Below are 22,803 nucleotides of genomic sequence, written 5' to 3'. Positions count from 1 at the left end.
CGGCTTCAGCCCACGAAATTTTTCGACCCAGCGGATCGACGACGAGTTCGACGTCCGTCGGACTGCCGACGGCGACCCGTGCGTGGGCCAATCGGGGTCAGCAAGCGCGATCTCTCCCGGATCTTCCCGGGCCTTCGTCGCCAGTTCTTAACACCAACTGGCGAAGCGAGCAGTGACCTACGGGATAGGTTCACGAGCGTAGAATGATACAGAACGTAACAATCCTCACAGTGATTGGTCTCTTGGTGGTCTCCGGTGCGGCCGGCGTCAGCGGACTCGCCGGCGCGAGTGCCGGTGGGAGCATGCAAGTGGACGATCGATGTGACGAAGGCGAAACCGTCGACGACAGTACGTCGTCGGCAGACGACGAGGAGGAACGTGAGACAGACAGCAGTAGCGAGCGGGACCGATCTAGTAGCGATCTCCGAGAGAGTTCGAGTGACTCCGACTTGAGCGAGAGCGACAGTTCGAGCGACAACTCGAGCGAGTTCGACGAAAGCGAACTCGAAGAGAGCGACCGTGACAGCTCCAGTGACAGCGACTCCGATCGTGACGCCAGTTCCTTCGAAGAGAACGACCGTAACGAAGCGCACGACTCGAGCAGTGAGCGCGACGTCAACACTGTCGACGAGAGTAACTACGACGAGAGTCACGGCGAGATCGACGACTCGGACGTCGAGGTCACCGAAGACGAGAGCGACCTCGACCGTGACGAAAGCGAACGCACCGAGAGCGCGAGCGACCAGGACAGCACACACAGCGAGCGCGACTCGAACGAAAGCGATCACGCCTCCGAGGCCAGTGACTCGAGCGAAAGCGACAGCTCGAGTGACACCGACGAGAGCGCCAGTTCGACAGACGAGAGCCGAAGCGACGTCAGCGAGAGCGACGTCGACTACGACGACCGCGACGTCGACGTCAGCGAATCCAACGCGAGCGCCGCAGACGAACACGACAGTCAGAGCGACGAAGACGTGAGCGACCTCGACGAGCGCGTCCTCGAGGAGAGCCGTAGCGACGTGAGCGACCACGATCGCGACGAAGACGAGAGCGAGTCCGACGAGAGCAGCTCCGACGAGAGCGAACGCTCGAACAGCGAAAGCGACTCCGAAAGCGACGAGCGCGACGAAGTCGACCGCGGCGAGAACGACCGCGACAGCTTCGACCGCATCGACAGCGAGTCCGACAGCGACTCCGAAGAACACGACCGCTCCGACAGCGACGCCAGCGACAGCGACCGCAGCGTGAGCGAGGGTGCCTTCGACGAGTCCGACCGCGACGCCTCGGAAACCGAACTCACCCAGAGCGACCGCTCCAGCTCCGACAGCGACAGCGACCGCAGCGAGAGCGACGACTCCGAGCGTGATGCGAGCCAGAGCGACCGCCAGGGCGCAGAGAGCTCCGCAGACGAGAGCGACCGTGACGCGAGCAGCGCTGACAGCGACCGGACCCACAGCGAGTCCGACAGCGACGCGAGTGAGAGCGACAGCAGCGACACTCAGAGCGACCACCAAGACAGTAGCCTCGACAGCAGCGATAACGACAGCGAACAGCGCAGTAACGCGACCGACGAGAGTGAACTCTCGAGCGACCGCTCCTCCAGCGAGCGCGACGGGAGTACAACCAGCGACGAGAGCGACGTAAGCGAGAGCGAGTACAGCGAATCGACCGAGTCCGCACTCGACTCCGACAGTGAGAGTGACACTGGCGTCGACACCCTCGAGAACGTCGACGTCGAGAGCGACTCCAGCAGCGAGTCCGACAGCGCCGCCGACGTCAGCCAGTCTGACCGCTCAGAGCGCACCGACGACAGCCAGACCGAGAGCACGCTCGAGAGCAGTGACAGTGACAGCGACGTCGACGAACGAGACAGCACTCGAAGCGACTCCGACACCGACTCCGAACGCAGCAGCTTCGAGAGTTCGATGGACGACAGCAGCTTCGAGGAGTCCTACGACTCCGACTGTGGTCAAGTCACCGACACCGACGATGATGACGGCGATGAGGATAATGACGACGATAACGACGCCCGCTCGAGCCTGACCGCGAGCATCGGCGCAGCCGTCGACAGCCTCGTCTCCGGCCTGCTTGGCTAAGACGCGAACTCCCCTTCTATTTTTGAGAGCCGGTGTCCCCCCGAGCGACCGCACGATCCTGGTGTCGCCCCTCAAGGAGCGACTCGATCGGGACGACCTGACCTTCCGCGGTGTTCCCACAGTCGAATCACCCAGCTGTTCGAGGGCGACACCTCGAGCGGGTCACGCACTGTCGGGACCGACAGACTCTTGCTAACGTGTGTCGGGCGGTCGGATCGAGGTAACTGGGCAGCGAACAGTTGCACTCCGGCCACCTACTGAGAACTGAGACGCGAGTCGTGGTCCACCGAGCCACGTTCGCCCACCCTCATCACCATGGCAACGAACGACCTCTTCCCTGATCCGGAATCGCCCGACGTTCCGACGAGCGTCGTCGCAACCGTCGACATCAGCGGCCTCGTCACGATATACGACGAACAGCAACAGGGCGCCTGGATCAGTTCGCCGTACGCAATCGAACTGCAGCAGGCGATCTGACGGCCGGGCTCGAGTCGATGACAGCAGAACTCGTCTCGTCTCCACACACCACTCGGAGTACCAACGAATCGACGACTCCCACCGGCGTTCGAAGCCAGCAATCCGGATTCGGATCGCGTCGGTCCACCACGACCGGTCCCGACAGTTCTCGAAAGCCGCGGTGCTTCTCGATCCATGAACGGACGACGAATCACACACCAGGCGACGATGCTCGCCATAGCTCGGTGGAATTCCCCCTTCAGAGCCGACTGGCGCGACTGACTCGATGAGCCGATTGGACGAACTAGCAGGCAGTGAAAGTCATTGCACTCTCGCTCGCGATTCAGCGGCCAACACGGCAGATGCTGGCCGCTCGAGTGCGAACGATGCGTAAATCGTTTCAACGACTACTATAGATCCACCGGCCTGGTGGATGGACCGACCAACGTACTTCGGTCGCCCCGTTGCAACTACAGAGGTAGCCGATATGTGTCAATGGCTGTCGTTCGTGAGCATATGGGAGCGATCGGCTGCCGTTCGGGGGACGGCGACGATCCGGGACGGCCGTTGGTATCGCCGTCGGCGAGCGGGGACGCAGGGACCCTCCGGCCAGCACGAGATGCCACTCCGGCTGATACGAGTCGTCGTTCCCGCGTCGGTGCACGACGGGACCGACGAACGACGGCACGGTCGCCCCCGAAGACCAACTGCGGTGACACGGAGACGTGACGACACATGACCTCACACATCAAACTCTACGGATCGAAAAGTGACCGATTCGAAGAAATCAAAGCCAGTATGGAACAGCAACTCGGCTACGAGCCGTCCAACCCGGAGGTCGTCGGCCTCATCATGGCCGCCTACGAAACCGAGGAGACCAACGCGCTTCGCGTCGACAATGCACTCGTGTGATCGCTTCGGAAGTGATCTCTCTCGAGCGTACGTTCGAGTGTTCGGGGACAACGACGATGGCGTGAGCGGCTGTCTGTACTGTCTCGACGCCGCCACGTCCGGGATGTGATTGGATGAGGTCGACGCGTCGATTGGGTGAGAGAGGCGACTCGAGGTTCGCACTCGGTATCTGAACTGCCCTCACCGTAACTGCCAGAACACCCGCTGGGTTTCTCCCCACTCCGTGAAGTCAAAGATCCAGTACAGGTCGTCGGTCCCCTCCGCGATCTGATAGGCGACGGTGCCCTCGTACGATTCGCCGTCGGAAACCGTCACGTCCTCGAGCCCGCCGAGCGTCCGCATCGTCCCGGACGTTTCGGCGTAGATCCGCCCCGTGTCGTCTTTGAGCTGGGTCTGCTCCGGCGTAAGCGCCCGATCCCGACCGCTTCCGTTATGAACGGTGACGCCGACCGCGACGATTTCGTACCCCTCGTCGGACTGCATGAATCCGCCGAGGTTGTTCCCGTGTTCGAGACTCCCGACCGCGACGTCGATCCCGCCGTGCTCGACGCCCTGAGAGAACGTCTCTACCTCCGCGACCTCCTGTTCGAGCGTCTCGACGCGCTCGTCGTCCGACTCCGCCCCGAGGTCGACGACGACTGAGTCGCCGCTCGCTTCCGGCTCGAGTTCGAGTACGAGTCCCTCGGCGTCGTCGACAACGTCGTAGATGAGATCACCGCGGACGACTTCGCCAGGTGCGAGGCGACTCGCAGTGGGGTCGAGTGCTGTGATCTCGAGTTCGTCCACGCGGTCGTACGTCTTGCCGTCCTCGTCGCCGAGTTCGACCGCCACCGTCTCGTCGACGTCGATCACCGGCTCGACCCCGTCGTCGGCGTGCTGGAAGGCGACGTCGACGACGGCGAACGCCCGTCCGTCCTCGGCCCCGAGTACCTCGTCGTCGGGCTCGATCACGGCGTCCTCGACCACCTCGAGCGTCGAGACGACCGCACTGAGGGGATCGACCTCGAGGAGTTCGCCGAGTTCGGCCTCGTCGGTCTGGTCGTCGGATTCGGCTCGCTCGGAGACCGAGTCGGTGCCTGGGTCGGGGTCGTCGCTCGAGGTGGCGTCGTCGGCCGCTGTAGCCGATTCGTCCGCGTCACGCTCGTCCATCGACGGCTCGTCGTCCTCACCCGAACAGCCGGCCATGGCGACGGTGGCGCCACCGACCAGCGCGAGGTACGTTCGACGGTCGATTCGGTTCATAGTCGATTCCGGTGGCCCCAGGGCAAGTACAGTGGGTGAAGATGCCCGTCGAACCGGGAAGATTCTCCTCGAGGGCAACTGGTGGCACCCCCGATCGCTCCCGGATCTTCCCGGGCCTTCGTCGCCAGTTCTTGAGCCCCTGTGTCGAAGGGTGAGCCGACCTACGAGATTGGGTCAGAGCATCGAATGTTCCAGAACGTAACAATCCTCACAGTGATTGGTCTCTTGGTGTTAGCGGGGGTAACCGGCGTAAGCGGCCTTGCCGGAGCGAGCTCCGGCGCTAGCATGCAAGTGGACGATCGGTGTGACGAAGGCGAAACCGTCGACGACAGTACCTCGTCGTCGGACGAAACCGAGGAAACCGAACAGGACAGTAGTAGCGAGCGGGACCGATCCAGTAGTGATCTCCGAGAGAGTTCGAGCGACGCCGACCTGAGCGAGAGCGACAGTACGAGCGACAGCTCGAGTGAGTTCGAAGAGAGCGAACTCGAAGAGAGCGACCGTGACAGCGAAAGCGACAGCGTCTCCGACCGCGACGGCAGCACCTACGAGGAGAACGACCGCGACGAAGCGCGTGACTCGAGCAGCGAGCGCGACGTCAGCGACGTCGACGAGAGCGACCGCTCGGAGAGCCAGAGCCAGATCGACGACTCGGACGTCGAGATCGCCGAGGACGAGAGCGACCTCGACCGTGACGTCAGTGAGCGCGAGGACAGGACGACCGACCGTGACAGCACACACAGCGAGAGCGACGCGAGCGCGAGCGACAGCACCTCCGACGAGCGCGACGTCAGTGCAAGTGACAGCTCGGTCGACACCGACGAGAGCGAGGCCTCGACAGACGAAAGCGAGAGCGACGTCAGCGAAAGCGACGTCGACTACGACGACCGCGACGTCGACGTCAGCGAATCCGACTCGAGCAGCCTCGAGGAGAGCGATAGCGACAGCGAGATGGACGAGAGCGACCGCGACGAGCAGACCGTCGAGGAGAGCAAGAGCGATGTGAGCGAGAGCGAGTACGACGAAGACGACCGAGAAAGCGACGAGAGCGAGAGCCAAGAAAGCGAGAGCGAAGAGCGTGAGACCGACTCCGAAAGCGACGAACGCGACGAAGTCGACCGCGGCGAGAACGACCGCGATAGCTTCGACCGCATCGACAGCGACAGCGACAGTGACAGTGAAGAGCGTACCCAGAGCGACAGTGACGCGAGCGAGAGCGACCGTAGCGTCAGCGAGAGCGCCTTCGACGAGTCCGACCGCGACGCCATGGAGACCGAACTCACCCAGAGCGACCGCTCCAGCTCCGACAGCGACAGCGATCGTAGCGAGTACGACGACTCCGAACGCGACGCGAGCCAGACCGACCGACAGGGCTCCGAACAGTCCGTCGACGAGAGCGACCGCGACGCGAGCACCAGCGACAGCGACCGGGCTCACAGCGAATCCGCGAGCGACCAGCACGAAAGCGACCGCGGCGAGGCCGAGAGCGACCAACAGGAGCACAGCCTCGACACCACCGACAACGACAACGAAGAACGGAGCATCGACGTCGACGAGAGCGAACTCTCGAGCGACCGCACGTACAGCGAGCGCGATGGGAGTACGACCAGCGACGAGAGTGACGTAAGTGAGAGCGAGTACAGCGAATCGAGCGATTCCGCACTCGACACCGACAGCGAGAGCGACAGCGGCGTCGACACCGTTGAGGACCTCGACGTCGAGAACGACTCCAGCAACGACTCCGACAGCGCCGCCGACGTCAGCCAGTCTGACCGCTCAGAGCGCACCGACGACAGCCAGACCGAGAGCACGCTCGAAGAGAGCGACAGCGACAGCGACGTCGACCAGCGAGAGAGTACCCGCAGCGACTCCGACACCGACTCCGAACGCAGCAGCTTCGAGAGTTCGATGGACGACAGCAGCTTCGAGGAGTCCTACGATTCCGACTGTGGTCAAGCCACCGATACCGACGATGATGACGACGATGGCGACGATGGCGACGATGATGACGAGAACGACGCGCGCTCGAGCCTGACCGCGAGTATCGGCGCAGCCGTCGACAGCCTCGTCTCCGCCGTCCTGGGCTGAGCGGACACCAACCAGTCGATTTTTCACCGCACCAACTCCCCGCGAGCGAACGCCATCGCCGGTGACGTGCTGCGGGTGCGCCGAAACTGTCTCCGACAGCTCGTCTCAGTGGATATGCCGTCGTCTCACGTCCCGCGAAGGCTGTGGCTTCGCCGATCCGCCGTATCTTCGAGACCAGCCGCCATCGTCTTCGTCGAACGACGCCATCAGCAGCCCGACGACTTCCGGGTTGGACGGCTCGTAGCCGAGCTGTTCGGTGAGCGTCGCCTTGATCTGTTCGAACCGTTCTGCTTTCGATCCGTAGAGTTTGATGCTCGTGGTCATTCTACTCGAGGTGTGCTCGTCGGCTCGTCGAAGAACGCCGACAGCAGGTTCCAGTTGGCTTTCCGGAGGTGCTGGTGTAAGGTCGACGACGAGATGTCCATCGACTCGGCGAGTTCTTCGGCGGTCGTCTTCCGCGGCCAGTCGTAGTAGCCAGCGAGGTACGCCGCCTCGAGCGCCCCGCATTGTTTTTCCGTGAGGTTCGTCGCGACTGCAGTACGGAACTCATCAGCGGTCGTCACGGAGTGGTCACGCTCGCGTTTTGCGACGAGTTCGAGCGCGTCGAACTCGCGCACGAACGCGCCGACAAGTTCGCGAACGTCTGCCGTGTGCGGTGCTTCGATGAGGACCGTCCCCTCGCCACCGTCGGCGACCGCGGACCGCACGGTCGTCCCCAGTTCGAGTGCGTGCTGGACCAGCGAGTGTGACGTGACGGTCTCGAGGACGAAGCCCTCGGGACGGTCGGAGACGACGCGAGCGCGCTCGATGTGAGCAGCCTCTTGGGCGACCTCGAGGACGGCCGACGGCTCAGCGCCCACGATCCTGTCGTAGGTGATGAGACGGCCGTTTTCGATGGGAATTCCGCGCTGAAACTCACACCGACAGTCGAGATCCGCCGTGAGCCGGATGTGAAACACGGCCGGATCGGCCACGCGAAACTCGAGTTCGACGATCGAATCGGCGAGGAGCAACTTCCGGCTCTTGAGCGCGTTCTGTGCGAATCCGATGACCTTCCCGAGCGATTCGAAGCCGCTGACGGCCTGCTCACAGAAGACGTCGTCGCGAACGCTGTTGATGACGAGGACACCGACGAGTCGATCGCCGAACAGCAGTGGCACGGCCGCGATCGACTCGACGTCCTCGCCGGCCTCACCGTCTTCCTCGTCGGCCCCGTTGATGCCGTCGATCTGGTACTGGTAGATGACGTGCATCTCCTGGCTCTCGATCGCTCGCTTGACGACGCCGCCACCGATTCCCGACAGCGACGCGTTCGTGATTGTGTCGAGGTAGCTCTCTTCGACGCCGACGCCAATGGCAGATCCGAAGCGATCGCTTGCCCCTTCGATGCGGCCAATCCAGGCGCTCTGATAGAACTCCGACTCCACCAGGTGCTCACAGATCGTCCGGTCGAGTTCCTCGCGAACCGTCGCCGCCACGAGGCTGGTGCTGATCTCGTTGTTGACGGCGTTGATCCGGATCAACGTCTCGAGTTGGTTGTGCTGCTGGCGCAACTCCCGTTCCTGGGTGCGGAGCAGGCGGGTTCGGTCGGCCCGCTCCAGCGCCGCTCCGATCCCCATCGCCAGCAGTTCGACGAGGTGGACGTCGTTGTCGTCGACCTGTTCATCGCTTCGAACGATGAAGCTGAGAACCCCACACCGTCCGATCGGAACGTGAACGCTCGCGTTCTCGAACGGCGACTCGGAGCCGACATCGCCGCGTTGATCGGTCGCGTTGATCAGCGGCTCCTCGTCTCTGAACGCCCGGCCGGCGAGCGTCGACTCCAGGTCGTACGCCATCTGCGTCTCGAGAAGCTCCAGGGCACCGTCGGTCAGCGCAACGAACGCGAGACGGTTCGCGTCCTCGTCGAACAGGCGGATACAGGCGACCTCGAACTCGAGGACGTTCTCGACCGCCTCGATCCCGATCTGGGCGATATCGTCGTGGGTGTCCGCGCTCATCAGTTCGCGGGCGACTTCGATGAGCGCCTCGAGCTGTCGTTCTCTCGTTTTCCGTTCGGTGATGTCACGAGCGACGCAGACGATCCCGTCGCCGTGGGCCGTAAGCGAGTGCTCCTGGGGGAACCGTGAGCCGTCCGCGCGCTTCCCGGTCGCCTCGCCGCGCCAGTAGCCACGTTCGAGGACGATCGGCAGGATCTCCCGTTCGATGCGGTCGGCCTCTTCTTCGGGGAAAAGCACCTTCCAGGAGGTCCCGACGAGGGCTTCCGGCTCGTCGTAGCCGTGTAACTCGGCTAGAGCAGGGTTCACGTAGCAGAGCTCGCCGGTCTCGTCGGAGAATCCCATCCCATCGATCGCCGACTCGATCACGGCCGATCGGTGCTCGACGGCGCGTTCTCGCTCGAGGCGGTCGGTGACGTCGCGAACCACGCCGACGGTTCCGACGAACTCGCCGTGTCGCTCGAGAACTGACAGGCGCAACTCACAGGGGAGTTGCTCGCCCGTCGCGGTCGTGACGTCGAGATCGAGCGTAACCGACTCTCCGCCGGTCCGCATCAGTTCACGGATCCGGTGTTCGGTTCGCTCGATCGTCTCGTCGTCGAGAAGCACCGAGACGTGCTCCCCGAGGAGGTAGTCGCGCTCGTACCCGGTCGCCTCGACGATCCGATCGTTGACCGCGACGAATCGTCCCTCACTGTCGAGGTAGTAGATCCCGTCAGCGACGGTGTTGACGACCCCGTCGTACCGTCGGTCCGCCTCGAGTTCGGTCCGGTTTCGAAGCCGAACGATCAGGAGTCGGCGTCCATCGTGCTCGACCTCGTCGACCGCGAGGGTGACCGGAACGAGCCGACCGTCACCGTGGACGAGCGAGTGAGTACATTCCAGTGCCCCGCCGCTCAGTGTGTCGTCCTGATGCTTGGGACGCGATCGGCCCTGCTCGAGGAACTGCTCGAGTGGGTCGTCTCGGTCGTCGGCGAAGAGGTCCACGAGCGGTCGGCCGAACAACTCATCCGGGTCGTATCCGACGAGTTCCCCGACGTACGGACCGGCGAAGACGATCGTCCCGGTGGTATCGAGACAGACGAGCCCACCGATGCCAGTGGCTATTTCTTCACCGAAGAACGGATCCGGGTGTCGAGATGGCGGCGTGTCTCGTTTCGGTTCTAGGTTGGCCTTCCCTGACATTGTGTTTCTCCTGGCGATCGGGTGTGTCAGATCGCGACTGTTCCTGGCGGTGGCTGGTCGTCCACCGCGGAAGAGCGATAGTGTAGCTTAGCGCGCACGGCTTATCGAGTTACTCACTGAGAATCGTCCACCCCCTGTCCGCAGATCACCTCGTGAACAGAGGTCACGTGCAGTCGAGGTGGCCGGCGACTGCCGTCCTCGGCCGTCGACGTCGATCCCGACGGCACCGGAGTCCTTGCTACCGCCGCGATGGCGAGATCGTCGTGTCCGCTACCCTCAACTTCATCGACGCCGTTCGTTCGAACGTGGCTCACGACCGAATCCACGCACGGAAACCGACCCACGACCTCGAGCGGTGGTCTGTCGGAGTGATCGAAGGCCTCGAACAGCGGGACGGCCACGGCGTCTTCGAGGTTCGAACGCCCGAGGGTGAACGGATCGAGCTCGTCGTCACACTGGCGATTCGAGACCTGGTGATTCGCCGGCTGGACCTCGAGGACGGCGACTCACCGATCGGGTCGCAAGTCTGGTATCGAACGCGTGGCGGCTGAGCCGACCGCCTTTACGTCGACGTCGGCTCGTCACTCGCAGGTTGCGAAGACGAACTCGGTGTGGCTGCCGAGCGGATCGGTTGCCATCTCCGTTCGGAAGTCCGAGAACCCCGCTTCGCGCAACTGGGCCAGCGTTTGCTCACGGCCGGGCGTCGAAAAGAACATCTGACCGCCCATCCAGCCGCGACGAACCGTCTCGAACCGGCCGCCTGGCAGTGTCAGGAGCAGGCGACCGCCCGGACGGAGTACGCGGGCGAACTCGTCGTACACCAGTGGATGGCGCTCCCGTCGGACGTGAAACACCGCGTGATAGGCCGTTATCGCGTCGAACTGGTGATCGGCGACCGGCAACGTCGACATCTCACCCTGGATCAGCCGCGCCGCCGGGACCGTCTTTGCTGCGAGCTCGAGCCCACGTCGGGAGATATCGAGGCCGACGCTCCCCGGTGGCAGGTTTGCAAGCGTCCGCGCGCCGTCGCCACAGCCGATGTCGAGCACCGCAGGACGCTCGGGGAGCGACTCGAGAAGTTCGTCGATCAGTTTCGCGTCCGATCCGTCCGGCGATCGCCGTTCGGCGTACGTCTCCGAGACGACGTCCCAGGCCCGCCGCACCTCGTTTCGGTCCATACGTGTGTCACGGCCTCTGCAGGCTTGACCGCTACGGGGGCGATTCGGGGTACACACACCGACAATCCGCCAGTGCGGTCGGTTGTGGCGAATCCGCTAGTACGAGTTGGCAAATACGCGCCGTGACGGGGCCGTTGACTGCCAGTACGTGCCTCGCCTCAAACAACACCGCTCCGATCCCGACCGCAGCCCCATCGTCCACGCTCGAGGCTGATCGTCGCGCTGTCACGGATACGCACCACGCGTTTGTGTACGACACTGCTGTCATTAATCAACAGATATTATTTTAAAATGGTTGTTCAAACAATTCAAATACCACCGTAGCGGGTGTCAGCTACTGGTTGCCCCGAACGAGCAGAACTCGGGCCGTCGAACGGTCTATTCCTCGAGATGTGACACCTGGGACTGTCAGACTCGAAAACACTCAGAACGACTCGAAGGCTGTTTGTACACGGCTAACCGATGTCCGAACCGACGTGCATGACCGCCTTTGGTTCCGACGCCGTAGCAGGATATCACGCTGTTTCTGTCCGTGGCCGTACTCGACCCCTCTCGAGACGGAATTTTGAACCATATGCAATATCGAGCAGTTTCAGAAAGCAATTTTGTTGATAGGATTGGGCTGAGAAAGCCGAGTCGATGACGCACCTCGAGACTGCGACCTGGATATATTGGCTAACGTACCACGTAGTTGACTGAACCTTCTCACACGGGCATCCCGACACAGTAAAAAGCACTCGACCGAAACGATAAATGAGATGAACATCGGTGTCGTCGGGGCCGGAATGTCCGGACTCTCCCTCGTCCATTCACTCGCCGATCGAGAGGTCGACGTCGTCGCGTTCGAATCGCGCGAGGACCCTGGGGGAGTCGTCCAGAGTCGACGTATCGACGGACACGTCCTCGAGTTGGGGCCACAACGGCTCCGGTTGACGCCGGGAATCGAATCGATGGTCACGGATCTCGGCCTCGAAGACGAGTTACGGCTAGGGGAAGACCAGCCGATCTACATCTACCACGACGGCGACCTCCACGTCGCCCCACTGTCGGTTCGCGACGCGCTCACGACTGACCTGCTCAGTATCCGAGGGAAGCTTCGAATCCTTCTCGAGCCGCTGTACGGACCGGCGAAACCGGACGAGAGCGTCGACGCGTTTCTCACCAGGAAATTCGGCCGACAGGCGTCCCGACGCTATCTCGGGCCGCTGTACAGCGGTCTGTACGGGACACACCCGGATGACATGCTCGTCGAGTACTCACTCGGCCGGGCCCTCGAGAACGCGGGAATCGACCGGAGCGTGCTTCTGTGGATCGTCAGAAAGCTCCTCCAGGGACGCGACCCACCAGCGATCTGTACGTTCGAGGACGGCCTCGGTGTGCTCCCTAATCGCCTCTATGAGGCCCACGCGGACGCTATCGAACTCGGAACCGCCGTCGAATCGATTCACGAGAGCGGCGACGGCTACGACCTCGAGACCGACGACGGCGTCACGACCGTCGACGAAGTCGTCCTGACGACACCCGCGCCGGTGTGTGCGGACCTGCTCGCGGACGTCGATTCCGATCTCGCGGCGACGATCCGACGGTTCAACTACAACCCCATCGGGATGGTCTATCTCGAGTCGGATTTCGATGGGACAGGGATCGGCACGCTCGTCCCGCCGGACTCGAGCGCCCAGATCAGCGGCCTGACCTGGAACGCCAGTTTCCTCGGCCGCGATCGACTCTTTACCTGTTACGTCGATCCGCTGAGCACTCCCGGGATGGTCGAACAGTCGGACGACGAGCTCGGACAGGTCGCTGCCAGGGAGTTCGAACGCATCACTGGCGCGGCTGCGACGCCGATCCACGTCCATCGCTGGGAGCCGGGAATGCCCGCCTACGACCGCTCCTGGCGAGCGATGGACGACCTCGAGTTACCGCCCGGAATCCACCTCTGTACGAACTTCGTCGACCGACCGGGGATTCCTGGCCGCATCCGTGCTGCTTCGCGACTCGAACGCGAACTCACCGACTGAGCCGCCCGTCACCGTCGGATGTGGCCGACGTGGCTTCCGCCTTCGAAGTATCTATACCAGTCCCATCCTAAGCGCCGTCCATGGAAACTGGTATTGTCTTGTTGAACTTCGGTGAACCGTCCGAGCCGGATCGTGAGGTCGTTCTCGAGTATCTGACGCGAATCTTCTTCGACAACGCCGACCTCGAGGACGCAGCGTCCGAAGAGGCAGCCTGGGAACGTTCTCGAGAGCTGGCAAAACGGCGACTGCCGAGTCTGATGGAGGAGTACGAGCAGATCGGCGGTTCGCCGCTGCAAGAGCAGGCAGCAGCCCAGGCGGCGGGGATCGACGAGCGACTGTCCGAACGCGGTCACGACGTGTCCGTCTTCCACGCGATGCAGTTTATGGAACCGCTGATCACGGACATCCCCGCCGAACTGGCCGAGGCCGGGATCGACTCGGTCATCGCCGTTCCGATCTATCCCCTGTGTGGCCCCTCGACAACGGTCTCGGCAATCGACTCGCTCGAGTCAGCGATCGAGGAGACCGACGGCTACGACCCCGAGTTCACCGCGATCACCGGCTGGCATCGCGTCCCCACGTACAACCGTCTCCGAGCCGAGGGGATCAGGGAGTTCGTCGAAGCGGAAGGAGTCGACCTCGAGGACCCCGATACGGCCTTCGTCTTCTCCGCCCACGGCACCCCGAAGAAGTATCTCGAGGAGGGCAGTCGGTACGATAAGTACGTCCGGGAACACGCCGAGGCCCTCGCTAACATCGCCGGCATCCCCGAGTACGAGATCGGCTACCAGAACCACTCGAACCGCGGGATCGAGTGGACCGAACCCGACACTGAAGACGTCGTCGAAGGACTCGAGGGCGAGGCCGAACGCGTCATCGTCGAGCCGATGAGTTTCATGCACGAACAATCCGAGACGCTCGTCGAACTCGACATCGACCTCCGCGAGGACGCCGACGCTGTCGACCTCGACCTCCATCGGGTGCCGGTCCCGCACGACGACCCACGGTTCCCGACGCTGCTCGCCGACACCATCGAGCCGTTCCTCTCCGACCTCGAGCCGTCGTACTACCAGCTTCGCCAGTGTGAGTGTCGCAACGAGCCAGGGACGTACTGCTACAACGCTGGCCTGCCGCCACAGTAACGTCCACCGCAGAACCTGCCGCCTGCGACTACCGCGTCGCGTTTTTCGCGGTCTCGAAGAACGCCGCGACGTTCTCGACGGGGACGTTGCGGTCGACACCGTGGCCCAGATTGAGGATGTGTCCCGAGTCGCCAGCGGCCGCAATGACGTCTCGCGTTCGCTCGCGGACGGTGTCGGGTTCGCCGTAGAGCAACGCCGGATCGAGGTTGCCCTGGATCGCGACATCACCGAGTTCCTCCCGAGCGTCCGCCAGATCGACCGTCCAGTCGAGGCCGACGACATCGGCGCCGGTTTCCTCGAGCAACTCGAGGTTCCCGCTGACGTTCCGGACGAACACGATCGTCGGAACGTCGATGGCGTCGACGATCTCCTGGTGAAGCGACAGGAGGTATCGACGGTAGTCCGCCGGCGAGAGTAAGCCGGCATAGGTGTCGAACAGCTGAATCGCGTCCGCGCCAGCCTCGACCTGGAACTCGACGTACTCGAGGATAACGTCGGTAAACGCTCGTAGCAGTCGTTCGAAGGCCTCGGGGTGTTCGGCTCGGAGTCGGCGGACGGCCATAAACGACCGCGAGGACTGACCCTGACAGACGTAACAGGAGAGCGTAAAAGGGCCGCCCGTAAAGCCAAGCGTCGCGGCATCGTCACCGAGTTCCGCAGAGAGCCGCTCGAGCAGTTCGCCGACGTACCAGAGTTCGTCTCGGACGTCGCTGCGTTCGCGGTGCGTATCAGCCGGTGAGTCGACCGGATTCTCGACGACCGGGCCGACACCGGACTCGAGGTGATAGGAGAATCCCAGCGGCTCGAGGACCGTCAGAATGTCCGAATACATGACGATTCCGTCCGGCTGGAACCGTTCCCAGGGCTGGAGAGTGATCTCGGCGGCGATCTCGGGCGTCGAAATCGCCTCGAGGAACGTATAGTCTTCGCGAAGCTCGCGATACTCCGGAAGATATCGGCCGGCCTGTCGCATCATCCATACCGGCGGCCGTTCGGTTCGTTCGCCGCGAGCAGCCTGGAGGAATAGATCTTTCATACGCCGATTTTCGTGGCGGAAGAGCCTAATAGTTGTGAAACACCGACCACCGGAACCGACACCATCCCGGTCGACTCTCACCGGTGGCAGTGGTGATCGATATAGTAGCCACTACACGGCAGTGCGCACCTGCTCGCCAGACGGATCGGCGATCAGTGTGGGGCTCGTTGCAGGTGTTACTATGCTGCAGAGAAAGGAAGGTCACGTCGTAGGCAGGTGGCCGAACTAATCATTTCCTTACCCTCATATGGGGGATTACAGCAGTATTGTTGTAAAGGACCTCGATATGGAGGTTCTACTGTGATGATGGCCTAATACCTGCGCCGTGGCACGTCCTAGCTTGACAACACGTTGTGTCAGTAGATACTCAGGGAAACGTCACCCACGAACCTCCAGAGATCCGGTAACGAGTACGCACGTTTTTACGTTATCCCGCTATAAGCCTCGATATGGGTTCGTTCGAACGAAAAACGATTGCACTCTTTCGCCGGCTGTTCCGAAGTTCTCTATCCGGCTACGTGGCGTTACTGACCGGGCTCGTCTCGATCGGCCTGGTGTTCGGCTACGCCTCGGATTCGATGTACGGTGTCGACCACGGAATCAATCTCATCGCCTACTGGCACGTGCCGCTCGCGCTCGTCGGCGGACTCGCACTGACGGTTACGTTCGCGGGCTGTGTTCTCTATCTCGTGACCGGAACGCGGTTCTGGGAGCACCTCGCACACGCCTCGGGTGAACTCGGTTTCATCTTCGCGACGTTGACCCTCGTGACGGGCAGCGCCTGGGGGCGCGTAATCTGGAACACCTGGTGGGACTGGTCCGACATCCGGCTCGTGACCTTCCTGTTCGTCTGGTTCATCTACGCGGGCTACCTGATCATCTACTCCGGGGCGGGCGCTGGAGCCCGCGTGTCCCGACTTGCGTCCGTCTACGGCGTCGTCGGATTCGTGACCGTCCCGATCTCGTATGCGTCGACTCGACTGTGGACCGCACGACTCCACGCGCCTTCGGTGGGTAATCCGGACGCAGAAGCGGCGATTTCGGCGGAGGTGCTGTTGGTCTCGCTCGTCGCAATCCTGTTTCTCTACGTCTACTTGCTGGGCAGTCGCGTCCGGCTCCACGAGCTCACCACTCGCATCGACGCGATGAAGACCCGACACAAGAGAGAAACCTACAAATCGGCGGAGGGAGACTAGTCCGATATGGACTACCTGTTGTTGGTCGCGTACGGGGCTATCTTCTTGGCACTCGTTCTGTACGTCCTCCATCTGCGAAGCCGACTCACCGAGATCGAACAGCGCCTCGAGGACGTCAGCACCGAGTACGACCTGGATTCGGACGACTGACCGACCGTCGCTGTTTTATTTCGAGAGACAAAGACGTTGCTCCCATCCAATCAGCAGCGCCAACGCGGTGCCGGACAGGCTCGGTGCGCGTGAAAAGACCGTCTACGATTTCAATGTTGTTCTGGCCCATCCGTTACACAGAGATCGAACGCTCTATCCACACCAGCTGGACAGAGACGACGAGTTCGACGTTCACAGGACCGTGTAACCGATGCGTTCCGCTCTCGGAGCGCCGTCGCTCGAGCGCGAAACGCGGTGTCGTTCAGAAGAGACGACGATAGAAAGACGCTTGAGGTGTGAGAAAACGACGGTCGTGCCGTGGCTCAGTCCGTACTGATCGATCGGTGTGCCCACCCGGTCGCGCCGTCCGGATACGGGTCCGCTTCTTCTTCGGGCTGAGTGGTTCCTTCCCCGTCGATCGTCCGGGCGTAGATCTCCGCCTGCCCGCCGACATCCGCAGCGTCCACCTCGTAGACCCACTGTCGGACGGTATCCGGGTTCGGAAGCGGATCGCTGAGCGTTGCCTCGTTCCACTCGTCGCCACCGTCGACTGACACCTCGACCGTCTCGACGCCACGCCCACCAGCGTACGCGTGGCCGACGATCTGGACTCGATCGTCGGGACGATTGATGCGGTCGATCTTCGTCACTGCGTTCACTGGTCCCATTCCTTGCCAGCCGCGTTCCTCCCAGTAGCCACCTTCTTCCTCGTCGATGATCTCGATGTCGGTCAACCACTTGACGTGGAGTTTGCCCCAGCGGTCGGGAACGAGCACGCGAACCGGGTAACCGTGCGCCTCGGGCAGTTCGAGGCCGTTCATCCCGAACGCGAGCACCGATTCCTCGAGATCGTCGAGCGGAATAGAGTAAAAGTACTCATCAGCGCCGTACAACATGGCGTACTCTCCCTCCGGCGAGGCGTCTTCGAGAATGTCTTCGAGTTTGACACCGGTCCAAATGGCTGTATCGAGCTGATCGCCGTCGATGGCGTCGCTCAGACAGCGGATCGCCTTGTACTCGTGGACGACTTCCTCGCTGCGGACGTCGTCGAGGTCGAGCTCGAGTTCCTCCTCGACCAGCCCGGTGATCGACAGCGACCACGACCCCGAATCCAGCGACGGCGGACTCGGATTGATGTCTACCTTGAAGAAGTCGTCGACGTCGGTGACGACCGGCTTGATGCCCTCAGCCTCGAGTTCCCCGTCTTCGGCTTCCGATCGGAGGTGTTCGACCTCGAGTAACTGTGCCCGTTCTTGCAGTTCTCGTTCGGACCGTTGAGTCTGGCTCCGACGAACGAGACCGAGACCGTGAGCGACGACGTTGAACGCGACGACTGCGGAGGCCGACTTCACGAGCGTGCGTCGGTCGGTGTTGAACTCCTCGGCCGGTGCCGGGTAGACAGCAAACAGCGTCACGACGCCAGCCCCGACCACCGCGGATGGGACGACGGCTCCGGGAACGCCGACGACAAGAAACGCAGGGACGAAGATGAGGAGGGCCGCCACCGCGAAGCCGCCAACCTCCTCGTACGACGGGACAAAGCGCGCAGCGACCGTGTATCCACCGACGGCGAGGGCACCGAGAATCACAGAGAGCACGCCACCGGAGAAGATCATACTCAGCTCGAGTGCGAGTTCTCCAAATCGCTGGGTGACCGCCGAGATGAACCAGCCGGGAATAAACTCGAGGACGATGTAGTTGAACGAGGTGACGAGGAACCGTTCTGAGGTCGCATAGATCGCAAACGAGGTCGCAACGGCCGAGACGCCGCTTGCGAGCAAGGCGATCACGAGCGTGAGCCGGCGATCGATCATACGACTCTCACCCACGCTCGAGTGAACCGGACGTGGAAGCTGGCGCGAGTGTCGTCGAACGTACGCATCATAGCAGTAATCAGGATCGAACGTAGTTAAACGCCGCCCTCGTTATTTCGTATCGGGAATCGGTCGCGGGAGCCGAAGCGACGACGGTGTGCAGGTCAGCCCGAGACGGCCACGAGACCAGCGACCTTGGAAGCGCTTGTAGACACTGTCGCATCGAAAAACGAGCTAGATTCGGCTAGTCGGCCGCGTCGTCGTCAGGAGCGTCGTCGTACTCGTCGTACTCGTCGTACTCATCGTACTCATCGTACTCGAGTTGGTCTTCGTACTCGTCGTAGTCGGGGTGGTCTTCGTACTCCTCGAAGCTGGGCATTTCGCCGTCGTGTTCGGATTCGTTAGCGCCGGCGTCGTCGGGGTGTTCACCCTCGTGGGCTCGCACGGTGAGTTCGTCCGCTGTGAGTTCCTCGCCATCGTAGACGCCTTCGGCGACGACGATCCGCCCTTCGGACATCGTTTCGGGCATCTCCCCGTCGTACGTCACCGGTTTGGTGTGATTCTCGTCGATTACGTCGAAGGTGATCTCGTCATCGTTTGCCAGGTCGACGGCGCGACCCTCGAGTTTGACGAAGTCACCGTCGTGATCGTCGGTCTCGGCGAGATCGGTCGGTTCGACGAACTCGGCGGACGAACCCATCGTGGTTGTCACCAGAACCGCCAGCAAAACGACGATCCCGACGCCGCCGACGAGCACCTTCACTCTCCTGTCCATTATACCAGAACGTTCGTGGGCACACACATCAAGACTTCGTCTACGTTCCAGCCAGCTGGAACTGGGCGAACGATATATACAGCAACGGTCCAGGAGGCCAGCCATGTCACTCACGCGACGGCGATTCTGCACCTTCGGGGCCGGTCTCGCTTCGATCGGACTCGCGGGCTGTCTCGATCGCTCGAGCGACGAACCGGAGGTCGAACCGGACGCCGAGTCCGACGTCGAGGGCTGGACTTGGACGGGATCGATCCCCGTCGATACTGCCATACAGTACCACGATTCTGGGTGTGGGTGCTGTGTCGAGTACGTGGAGTACCTCGAGGAACACGGCATCGACGTCACGATCGAAGAAGTCGACGATCTCGCCGCGGTCAAAACTGAACTGTCGGTGCCGAACGAACTCAGAAGCTGTCACACCACCGTTTTCGGCGACTACCTCGTCGAAGGCCACGTCCCGCTCGAGGCCGTCGAAGCGGTGTTCGACAACGGTGACGACGAGTCGATACTCGGGATCGCAATTCCAGGGATGCCCCAGCACGCACCTGGGATGGGCCCACCTGCCGACGAACAGTTGCAGGTGTATTCGTTCACCGTCGACGGCGAGACGACCGAGCACGTGACCGTCTGAGTCGACGTCGGGTCGCGCTGGGTTCGGGTGTGGGTCGAGTCTCGTCTACAGTGCAGAGAGGAGGATTCGATCGACCTCGAACAGAAGCGCGACGCCACTGATGAGCAAGATGACACCCATACTACGGCGCAACACGTCGTCTCGCCCCAGCGCACCGAGGCGGTCTCCGATCGACCGGCCCGCGATTTTGCTCCCGTAGGCGACGCCCAGAAGCGGCATCGAGAAGCCGAGGCCGTAGACGAACAGGAAGAACCCGCTCTCGAGTGCGGCCCCGGTCGTCGCCGCGTAGGCGAGGACGGCACCGAGGACGGGCCCAACGCAGGGGAGCCAGATGACACCCAGCAGGACGCCGAGCGAGAACGCCGAGCCGAGCGGTCGTTTTCCTTCGTCGAAAACGGCTGCCCGTTGTGCCGCAGATCCCGAGAGTCGGGAGGCGTACGTCGAGTACGTTCGATACAGGTCTTCGTCGATCATCACCGCACCGAAGGCGACGATCGCAAGAAAGGCCGGTGTCCGTAGCGTTTCCGGCGAGATCGCACCCGCAGCGCCGACCAGTAGCCCCAGGGCAGTAAACGAAAGCAGGCTCCCCGAGATGATCGCGACGGGGCGCAACCGGTGGCCGACGCTTCCCGAAAGCAACGGCGGCAACAGCGGGAGACAACACGGCGTCAGGATCGTCGCCACGCCCGCGAGAAAGACGACGGACAATGTCGGAATCTCCATCGTATTGGCGTACGGAATTACAATGCTTAAGTTGTGCGTCCGCCAACGGTCGATCGATGGCAGTCGTTTCCGTCTCCGCCGTGTCGAAGCACTTCGGTGCCCACGTCGGCGTCGACGACCTCTCGTTCGAACTCGAGTCCGGCGAGACGGCCGTCCTCTTCGGCGCGAACGGGGCCGGTAAGACAACGCTTATACGCATGCTCGCCTCGCTGTCGCGTCCGACCGACGGGGCGATCGAAATCGACGACGAACCGCTCGTCGGCGGCAACGCGAGCGTCCGCTCTCAGATCGGCGTCGTCACCCACGATACGATGCTCTACGAGGAGCTCACTGCCCGCGAAAACCTCCGACTCCACGCTCGTCTCCACGGCGTCGATACCGACGTCTGTGAGGCCCTGCTCGAGACCGTCGGGCTGGCCGACCGTGGCGCAGAGCGCGTCTCCGGATTCTCTCACGGGATGAGCAAACGCGTCTCACTCGCACGGGCTCTGGTTCACGACCCCGACTTCCTGCTGTTCGACGAGCCCTACACCGGCCTCGATCAGGCGTCACTGAAACGGATCGCGGACGTGCTCGAGGACCTCGACGACTGTACCGTACTCGCGTCGACACACGATCTCGCACGTGGCTTTCGCCTCGCCGACCGGTTGCTGTTTCTGAACGACGGTCGGCTCGTCGACGACGCCGCGGCCGACAGCTTCGAGAGCGTCGACGAGGTCATCGACCGGTACGACGAACGCTGTCGTGGCTCCGTCGGCTCGGACGTCGATCGTCGCAGCCGAACGGGTGTCCCCCGATGAACCGTCGGTACGCCCGAGTCGTCTACGAGGTCGCCCGCAAAGACCTGCTCGTCGAATCGCGAAGTAAACAAACGCTCAACGCCGCATTCGTCTTCTCGGCGCTCATCATTGTCGTCTTCTCGTTCGTCTTCGGCGAGGCCGTCGGCGAACGCGAAGTCTTAGCCAGGGGTGCCCTCTGGTTGGCCGTCGTCTTCGGCGGTGCCGTCGGCATGAGTCACGCCGTCGCTCTCGAGGGGAAAAACGAGGCTATCGACGGTCTGTTGCTCGTCCCCGTCGATCGATCGGCGATCTACCTCGGAAAAGTCCTGAGTGCAACGGTGCTCATCACCGCCATCGGGACGCTGAGCCTCGCGTTCGTCGTTGTCTTTCTGGACTATACGTTCGGCCTCGAGGCACTGTCGTCGATCATGCTCGTGATCGTCCTCGCAGCGGTGGGCTTCAGCGCGGTCGGCGTGTTGCTTTCGATTCTCATGTTACACTCTCAGCTCCAGGAGTCGCTGTTGCCCGTGTTGCTCGTCCCGCTCGTCGTCCCCATCATCCTTGCCGGTACCGAACTGACCCAGCCTGAGTTGGCTCCGGAGATGACGTCGGCCTGGCTTCGAATCTTGCTCGCGTACGACGGGCTGGTGTTGCTGGCCGGCTGGATGACCTTCGAGTACGTCGTCGAGGACTGACCGACAACACGCGAGCGGCTCACCGACAGGTGCCGCCGCTGTCCGAGTGAAATCGTGCGGGAAAAGGTGGTTGGTTCTCACCGGTGGTCGGCGGAGTCAGCCGAGGAGGTATCGAAGCTTCGGATAGCGATCGATCAGTGCCTCGCCGCCGACCTCGAGCTGTTCGATGTACCGATCGAGACCCAGGATGCGTCCGGCGCCGAAGGCGGCGACGGCCAGGAACACCACCAGATAGACGAAGTCGCTGTTGATGAAGCCGAGGGGGCCGGCGACGTCCCAGCTGCCGAGGTAGAACATCGACATCTGCATCGCCCCGCCCAGCGCCGCTAATCGGACGAACGCGCCCGTGATAAGTGCGAGTCCGATCAGAACCTGCGTGACCGGCACGACGACGTTGGTGAACTCCATGAACGCCGGGTTCGAAGCCATCGTTGCGTAGATGCCAGCGACGGGGCCCTCGGCACCCATCAAGTAGCCGCTCGCGTCGAACGGCTCTCCGGCGAAGAACGCGAACTTACCGAGGCCCGCTCCCAGGAACGCACCCCCCATCGTGAGCCGGAGTGCGACCACGAACCACGCACTCAGTGCGTGGGGCCGGCCTTCGAGTGTGATACCACCGTAGTCGCTTTCGAGTCGATTTTGAGTCCTGGTTGACATCGGCCTTCACCTTACAGTTCATACTGGACGGAC

At 62.5% G+C, this 22,803-nt stretch carries 22 protein-coding genes; 13 read left to right on the top strand and 9 right to left on the bottom strand.

Annotation, left to right across the window (positions count from 1 at the left end; genetic code table 11):
* Window positions 1-230 precede the first annotated feature (230 nt).
* The 4 genes from AArc1_RS06675 to AArc1_RS19775 all read left to right on the top strand — a co-directional run bounded on the left by AArc1_RS06675 (window position 231) and on the right by AArc1_RS19775 (window position 3,573).
* Window positions 231-2,096, top strand: coding sequence for a hypothetical protein (locus AArc1_RS06675; RefSeq protein WP_228442445.1), 1,866 nt, complete (start codon window positions 231-233; stop codon window positions 2,094-2,096).
* A 315-nt stretch (window positions 2,097-2,411) separates the two neighbouring features.
* Window positions 2,412-2,573: a hypothetical protein gene (locus AArc1_RS18675; RefSeq protein WP_154670613.1), complete on the top strand. Its 162-nt coding sequence runs from the start codon at window positions 2,412-2,414 to the stop codon at window positions 2,571-2,573.
* A 714-nt stretch (window positions 2,574-3,287) separates the two neighbouring features.
* Entirely contained in the window at window positions 3,288-3,464 is a 177-nt protein-coding gene (locus AArc1_RS18965; RefSeq protein WP_186336657.1) for a hypothetical protein, read from the top strand.
* On the top strand, window positions 3,451-3,573 hold the full coding sequence (locus AArc1_RS19775) for a DUF7563 family protein (protein ID WP_449289247.1): 123 nt from the start codon (window positions 3,451-3,453) through the stop codon (window positions 3,571-3,573). Before AArc1_RS18965 ends, AArc1_RS19775 begins: the two co-directional genes overlap by 14 nt.
* Before the next feature lie 71 nt (window positions 3,574-3,644).
* Here the strand turns inward: AArc1_RS19775 and AArc1_RS06670 are convergent, their stop codons facing one another.
* Window positions 3,645-4,706: a DUF4352 domain-containing protein gene (locus tag AArc1_RS06670; protein ID WP_117363638.1), complete on the bottom strand. Its 1,062-nt coding sequence runs from the start codon at window positions 4,704-4,706 to the stop codon at window positions 3,645-3,647.
* A 285-nt stretch (window positions 4,707-4,991) separates the two neighbouring features.
* On the opposite strand from AArc1_RS06670, the gene AArc1_RS06665 reads away from it, so the two are divergent.
* Entirely contained in the window at window positions 4,992-6,794 is a 1,803-nt protein-coding gene (locus AArc1_RS06665) for a hypothetical protein (RefSeq protein ID WP_228442397.1), read from the top strand.
* A 105-nt stretch (window positions 6,795-6,899) separates the two neighbouring features.
* Here AArc1_RS06665 and AArc1_RS18960 read toward each other — a convergent pair whose 3' ends face one another.
* Together AArc1_RS18960 and AArc1_RS06655 are read right to left on the bottom strand one after the other, a co-directional pair.
* The gene (locus AArc1_RS18960; protein ID WP_117363636.1) at window positions 6,900-7,118 is read right to left on the bottom strand and encodes a hypothetical protein; all 219 of its coding nucleotides are present in this window, start codon (window positions 7,116-7,118) and stop codon (window positions 6,900-6,902) included.
* Window positions 7,115-9,976, bottom strand: a complete 2,862-nt coding sequence (locus tag AArc1_RS06655) for a PAS domain S-box protein (RefSeq protein WP_117363635.1) — start codon at window positions 9,974-9,976, stop codon at window positions 7,115-7,117. Before AArc1_RS06655 ends, AArc1_RS18960 begins: the two co-directional genes overlap by 4 nt.
* Before the next feature lie 305 nt (window positions 9,977-10,281).
* On the opposite strand from AArc1_RS06655, the gene AArc1_RS06650 reads away from it, so the two are divergent.
* Window positions 10,282-10,527, top strand: a complete 246-nt coding sequence (locus AArc1_RS06650; protein ID WP_117365802.1) for a DUF7861 family protein — start codon at window positions 10,282-10,284, stop codon at window positions 10,525-10,527.
* A gap of 30 nt (window positions 10,528-10,557) precedes the next feature.
* Here the strand turns inward: AArc1_RS06650 and AArc1_RS06645 are convergent, their stop codons facing one another.
* Window positions 10,558-11,154, bottom strand: coding sequence for a class I SAM-dependent methyltransferase (locus tag AArc1_RS06645; protein ID WP_117363634.1), 597 nt, complete (start codon window positions 11,152-11,154; stop codon window positions 10,558-10,560).
* A 758-nt stretch (window positions 11,155-11,912) separates the two neighbouring features.
* Here AArc1_RS06645 and hemG point away from each other — a divergent pair.
* Window positions 11,913-13,172 carry a protoporphyrinogen oxidase gene (gene hemG / locus AArc1_RS06640; protein ID WP_117363633.1) on the top strand — a complete coding sequence of 420 codons (1,260 nt, stop codon included), beginning with the start codon at window positions 11,913-11,915 and terminating at the stop codon, window positions 13,170-13,172.
* Between the two features lie 80 nt (window positions 13,173-13,252).
* Window positions 13,253-14,314 (top strand): ferrochelatase, encoded by a 1,062-nt coding sequence (gene hemH, locus AArc1_RS06635; protein ID WP_117363632.1) that lies wholly within the window; start codon window positions 13,253-13,255, stop codon window positions 14,312-14,314.
* Between the two features lie 28 nt (window positions 14,315-14,342).
* Here hemH and hemE read toward each other — a convergent pair whose 3' ends face one another.
* Window positions 14,343-15,350, bottom strand: a complete 1,008-nt coding sequence (gene hemE / locus AArc1_RS06630; RefSeq protein WP_117363631.1) for a uroporphyrinogen decarboxylase — start codon at window positions 15,348-15,350, stop codon at window positions 14,343-14,345.
* Between the two features lie 449 nt (window positions 15,351-15,799).
* On the opposite strand from hemE, the gene AArc1_RS06620 reads away from it, so the two are divergent.
* Both AArc1_RS06620 and AArc1_RS06615 read left to right on the top strand, forming a co-directional pair.
* Window positions 15,800-16,546, top strand: coding sequence for a cytochrome c biogenesis protein (locus AArc1_RS06620; RefSeq protein WP_117363629.1), 747 nt, complete (start codon window positions 15,800-15,802; stop codon window positions 16,544-16,546).
* Between the two features lie 6 nt (window positions 16,547-16,552).
* The gene (locus tag AArc1_RS06615) at window positions 16,553-16,696 is read left to right on the top strand and encodes a CcmD family protein (protein ID WP_117363628.1); all 144 of its coding nucleotides are present in this window, start codon (window positions 16,553-16,555) and stop codon (window positions 16,694-16,696) included.
* A 323-nt stretch (window positions 16,697-17,019) separates the two neighbouring features.
* Here the strand turns inward: AArc1_RS06615 and AArc1_RS06610 are convergent, their stop codons facing one another.
* Both AArc1_RS06610 and AArc1_RS06605 read right to left on the bottom strand, forming a co-directional pair.
* A complete protein-coding gene (locus AArc1_RS06610; RefSeq protein ID WP_117363627.1) occupies window positions 17,020-18,510 on the bottom strand; it encodes a molybdopterin-dependent oxidoreductase in 1,491 nt (496 codons plus the stop codon).
* A gap of 244 nt (window positions 18,511-18,754) precedes the next feature.
* On the bottom strand, window positions 18,755-19,285 hold the full coding sequence (locus AArc1_RS06605) for a cytochrome c maturation protein CcmE domain-containing protein (protein ID WP_117363626.1): 531 nt from the start codon (window positions 19,283-19,285) through the stop codon (window positions 18,755-18,757).
* 103 nt (window positions 19,286-19,388) lie between these two features.
* Here AArc1_RS06605 and AArc1_RS06600 point away from each other — a divergent pair, with 103 nt between their 5' ends.
* On the top strand, window positions 19,389-19,916 hold the full coding sequence (locus AArc1_RS06600; protein ID WP_117363625.1) for a DUF411 domain-containing protein: 528 nt from the start codon (window positions 19,389-19,391) through the stop codon (window positions 19,914-19,916).
* A 45-nt stretch (window positions 19,917-19,961) separates the two neighbouring features.
* Here the strand turns inward: AArc1_RS06600 and AArc1_RS06595 are convergent, their stop codons facing one another.
* A complete protein-coding gene (locus AArc1_RS06595; RefSeq protein WP_117363624.1) occupies window positions 19,962-20,639 on the bottom strand; it encodes a cytochrome c biogenesis CcdA family protein in 678 nt (225 codons plus the stop codon).
* Between the two features lie 56 nt (window positions 20,640-20,695).
* Here AArc1_RS06595 and AArc1_RS06590 point away from each other — a divergent pair, with 56 nt between their 5' ends.
* Entirely contained in the window at window positions 20,696-21,439 is a 744-nt protein-coding gene (locus AArc1_RS06590) for an ABC transporter ATP-binding protein (RefSeq protein WP_117363623.1), read from the top strand.
* Window positions 21,436-22,113 carry a heme exporter protein CcmB gene (locus AArc1_RS06585; RefSeq protein ID WP_117363622.1) on the top strand — a complete coding sequence of 226 codons (678 nt, stop codon included), beginning with the start codon at window positions 21,436-21,438 and terminating at the stop codon, window positions 22,111-22,113. Before AArc1_RS06590 ends, AArc1_RS06585 begins: the two co-directional genes overlap by 4 nt.
* 96 nt (window positions 22,114-22,209) lie before the next feature.
* On the opposite strand, the gene AArc1_RS06580 is transcribed toward AArc1_RS06585, so the two are convergent.
* Complete coding sequence (locus tag AArc1_RS06580; protein WP_117363621.1) at window positions 22,210-22,770, bottom strand: DoxX family protein; 561 nt, start codon at window positions 22,768-22,770, stop codon at window positions 22,210-22,212.
* Window positions 22,771-22,803 lie beyond the last annotated feature (33 nt).

The organism is Natrarchaeobaculum sulfurireducens, assembly GCF_003430825.1.
Lineage (GTDB): Archaea > Halobacteriota > Halobacteria > Halobacteriales > Natrialbaceae > Natrarchaeobaculum > Natrarchaeobaculum sulfurireducens.
The sequence above is the reverse complement of the archived record's forward strand: the minus strand, read 5'-3'. Positions and strand labels throughout refer to the sequence as shown.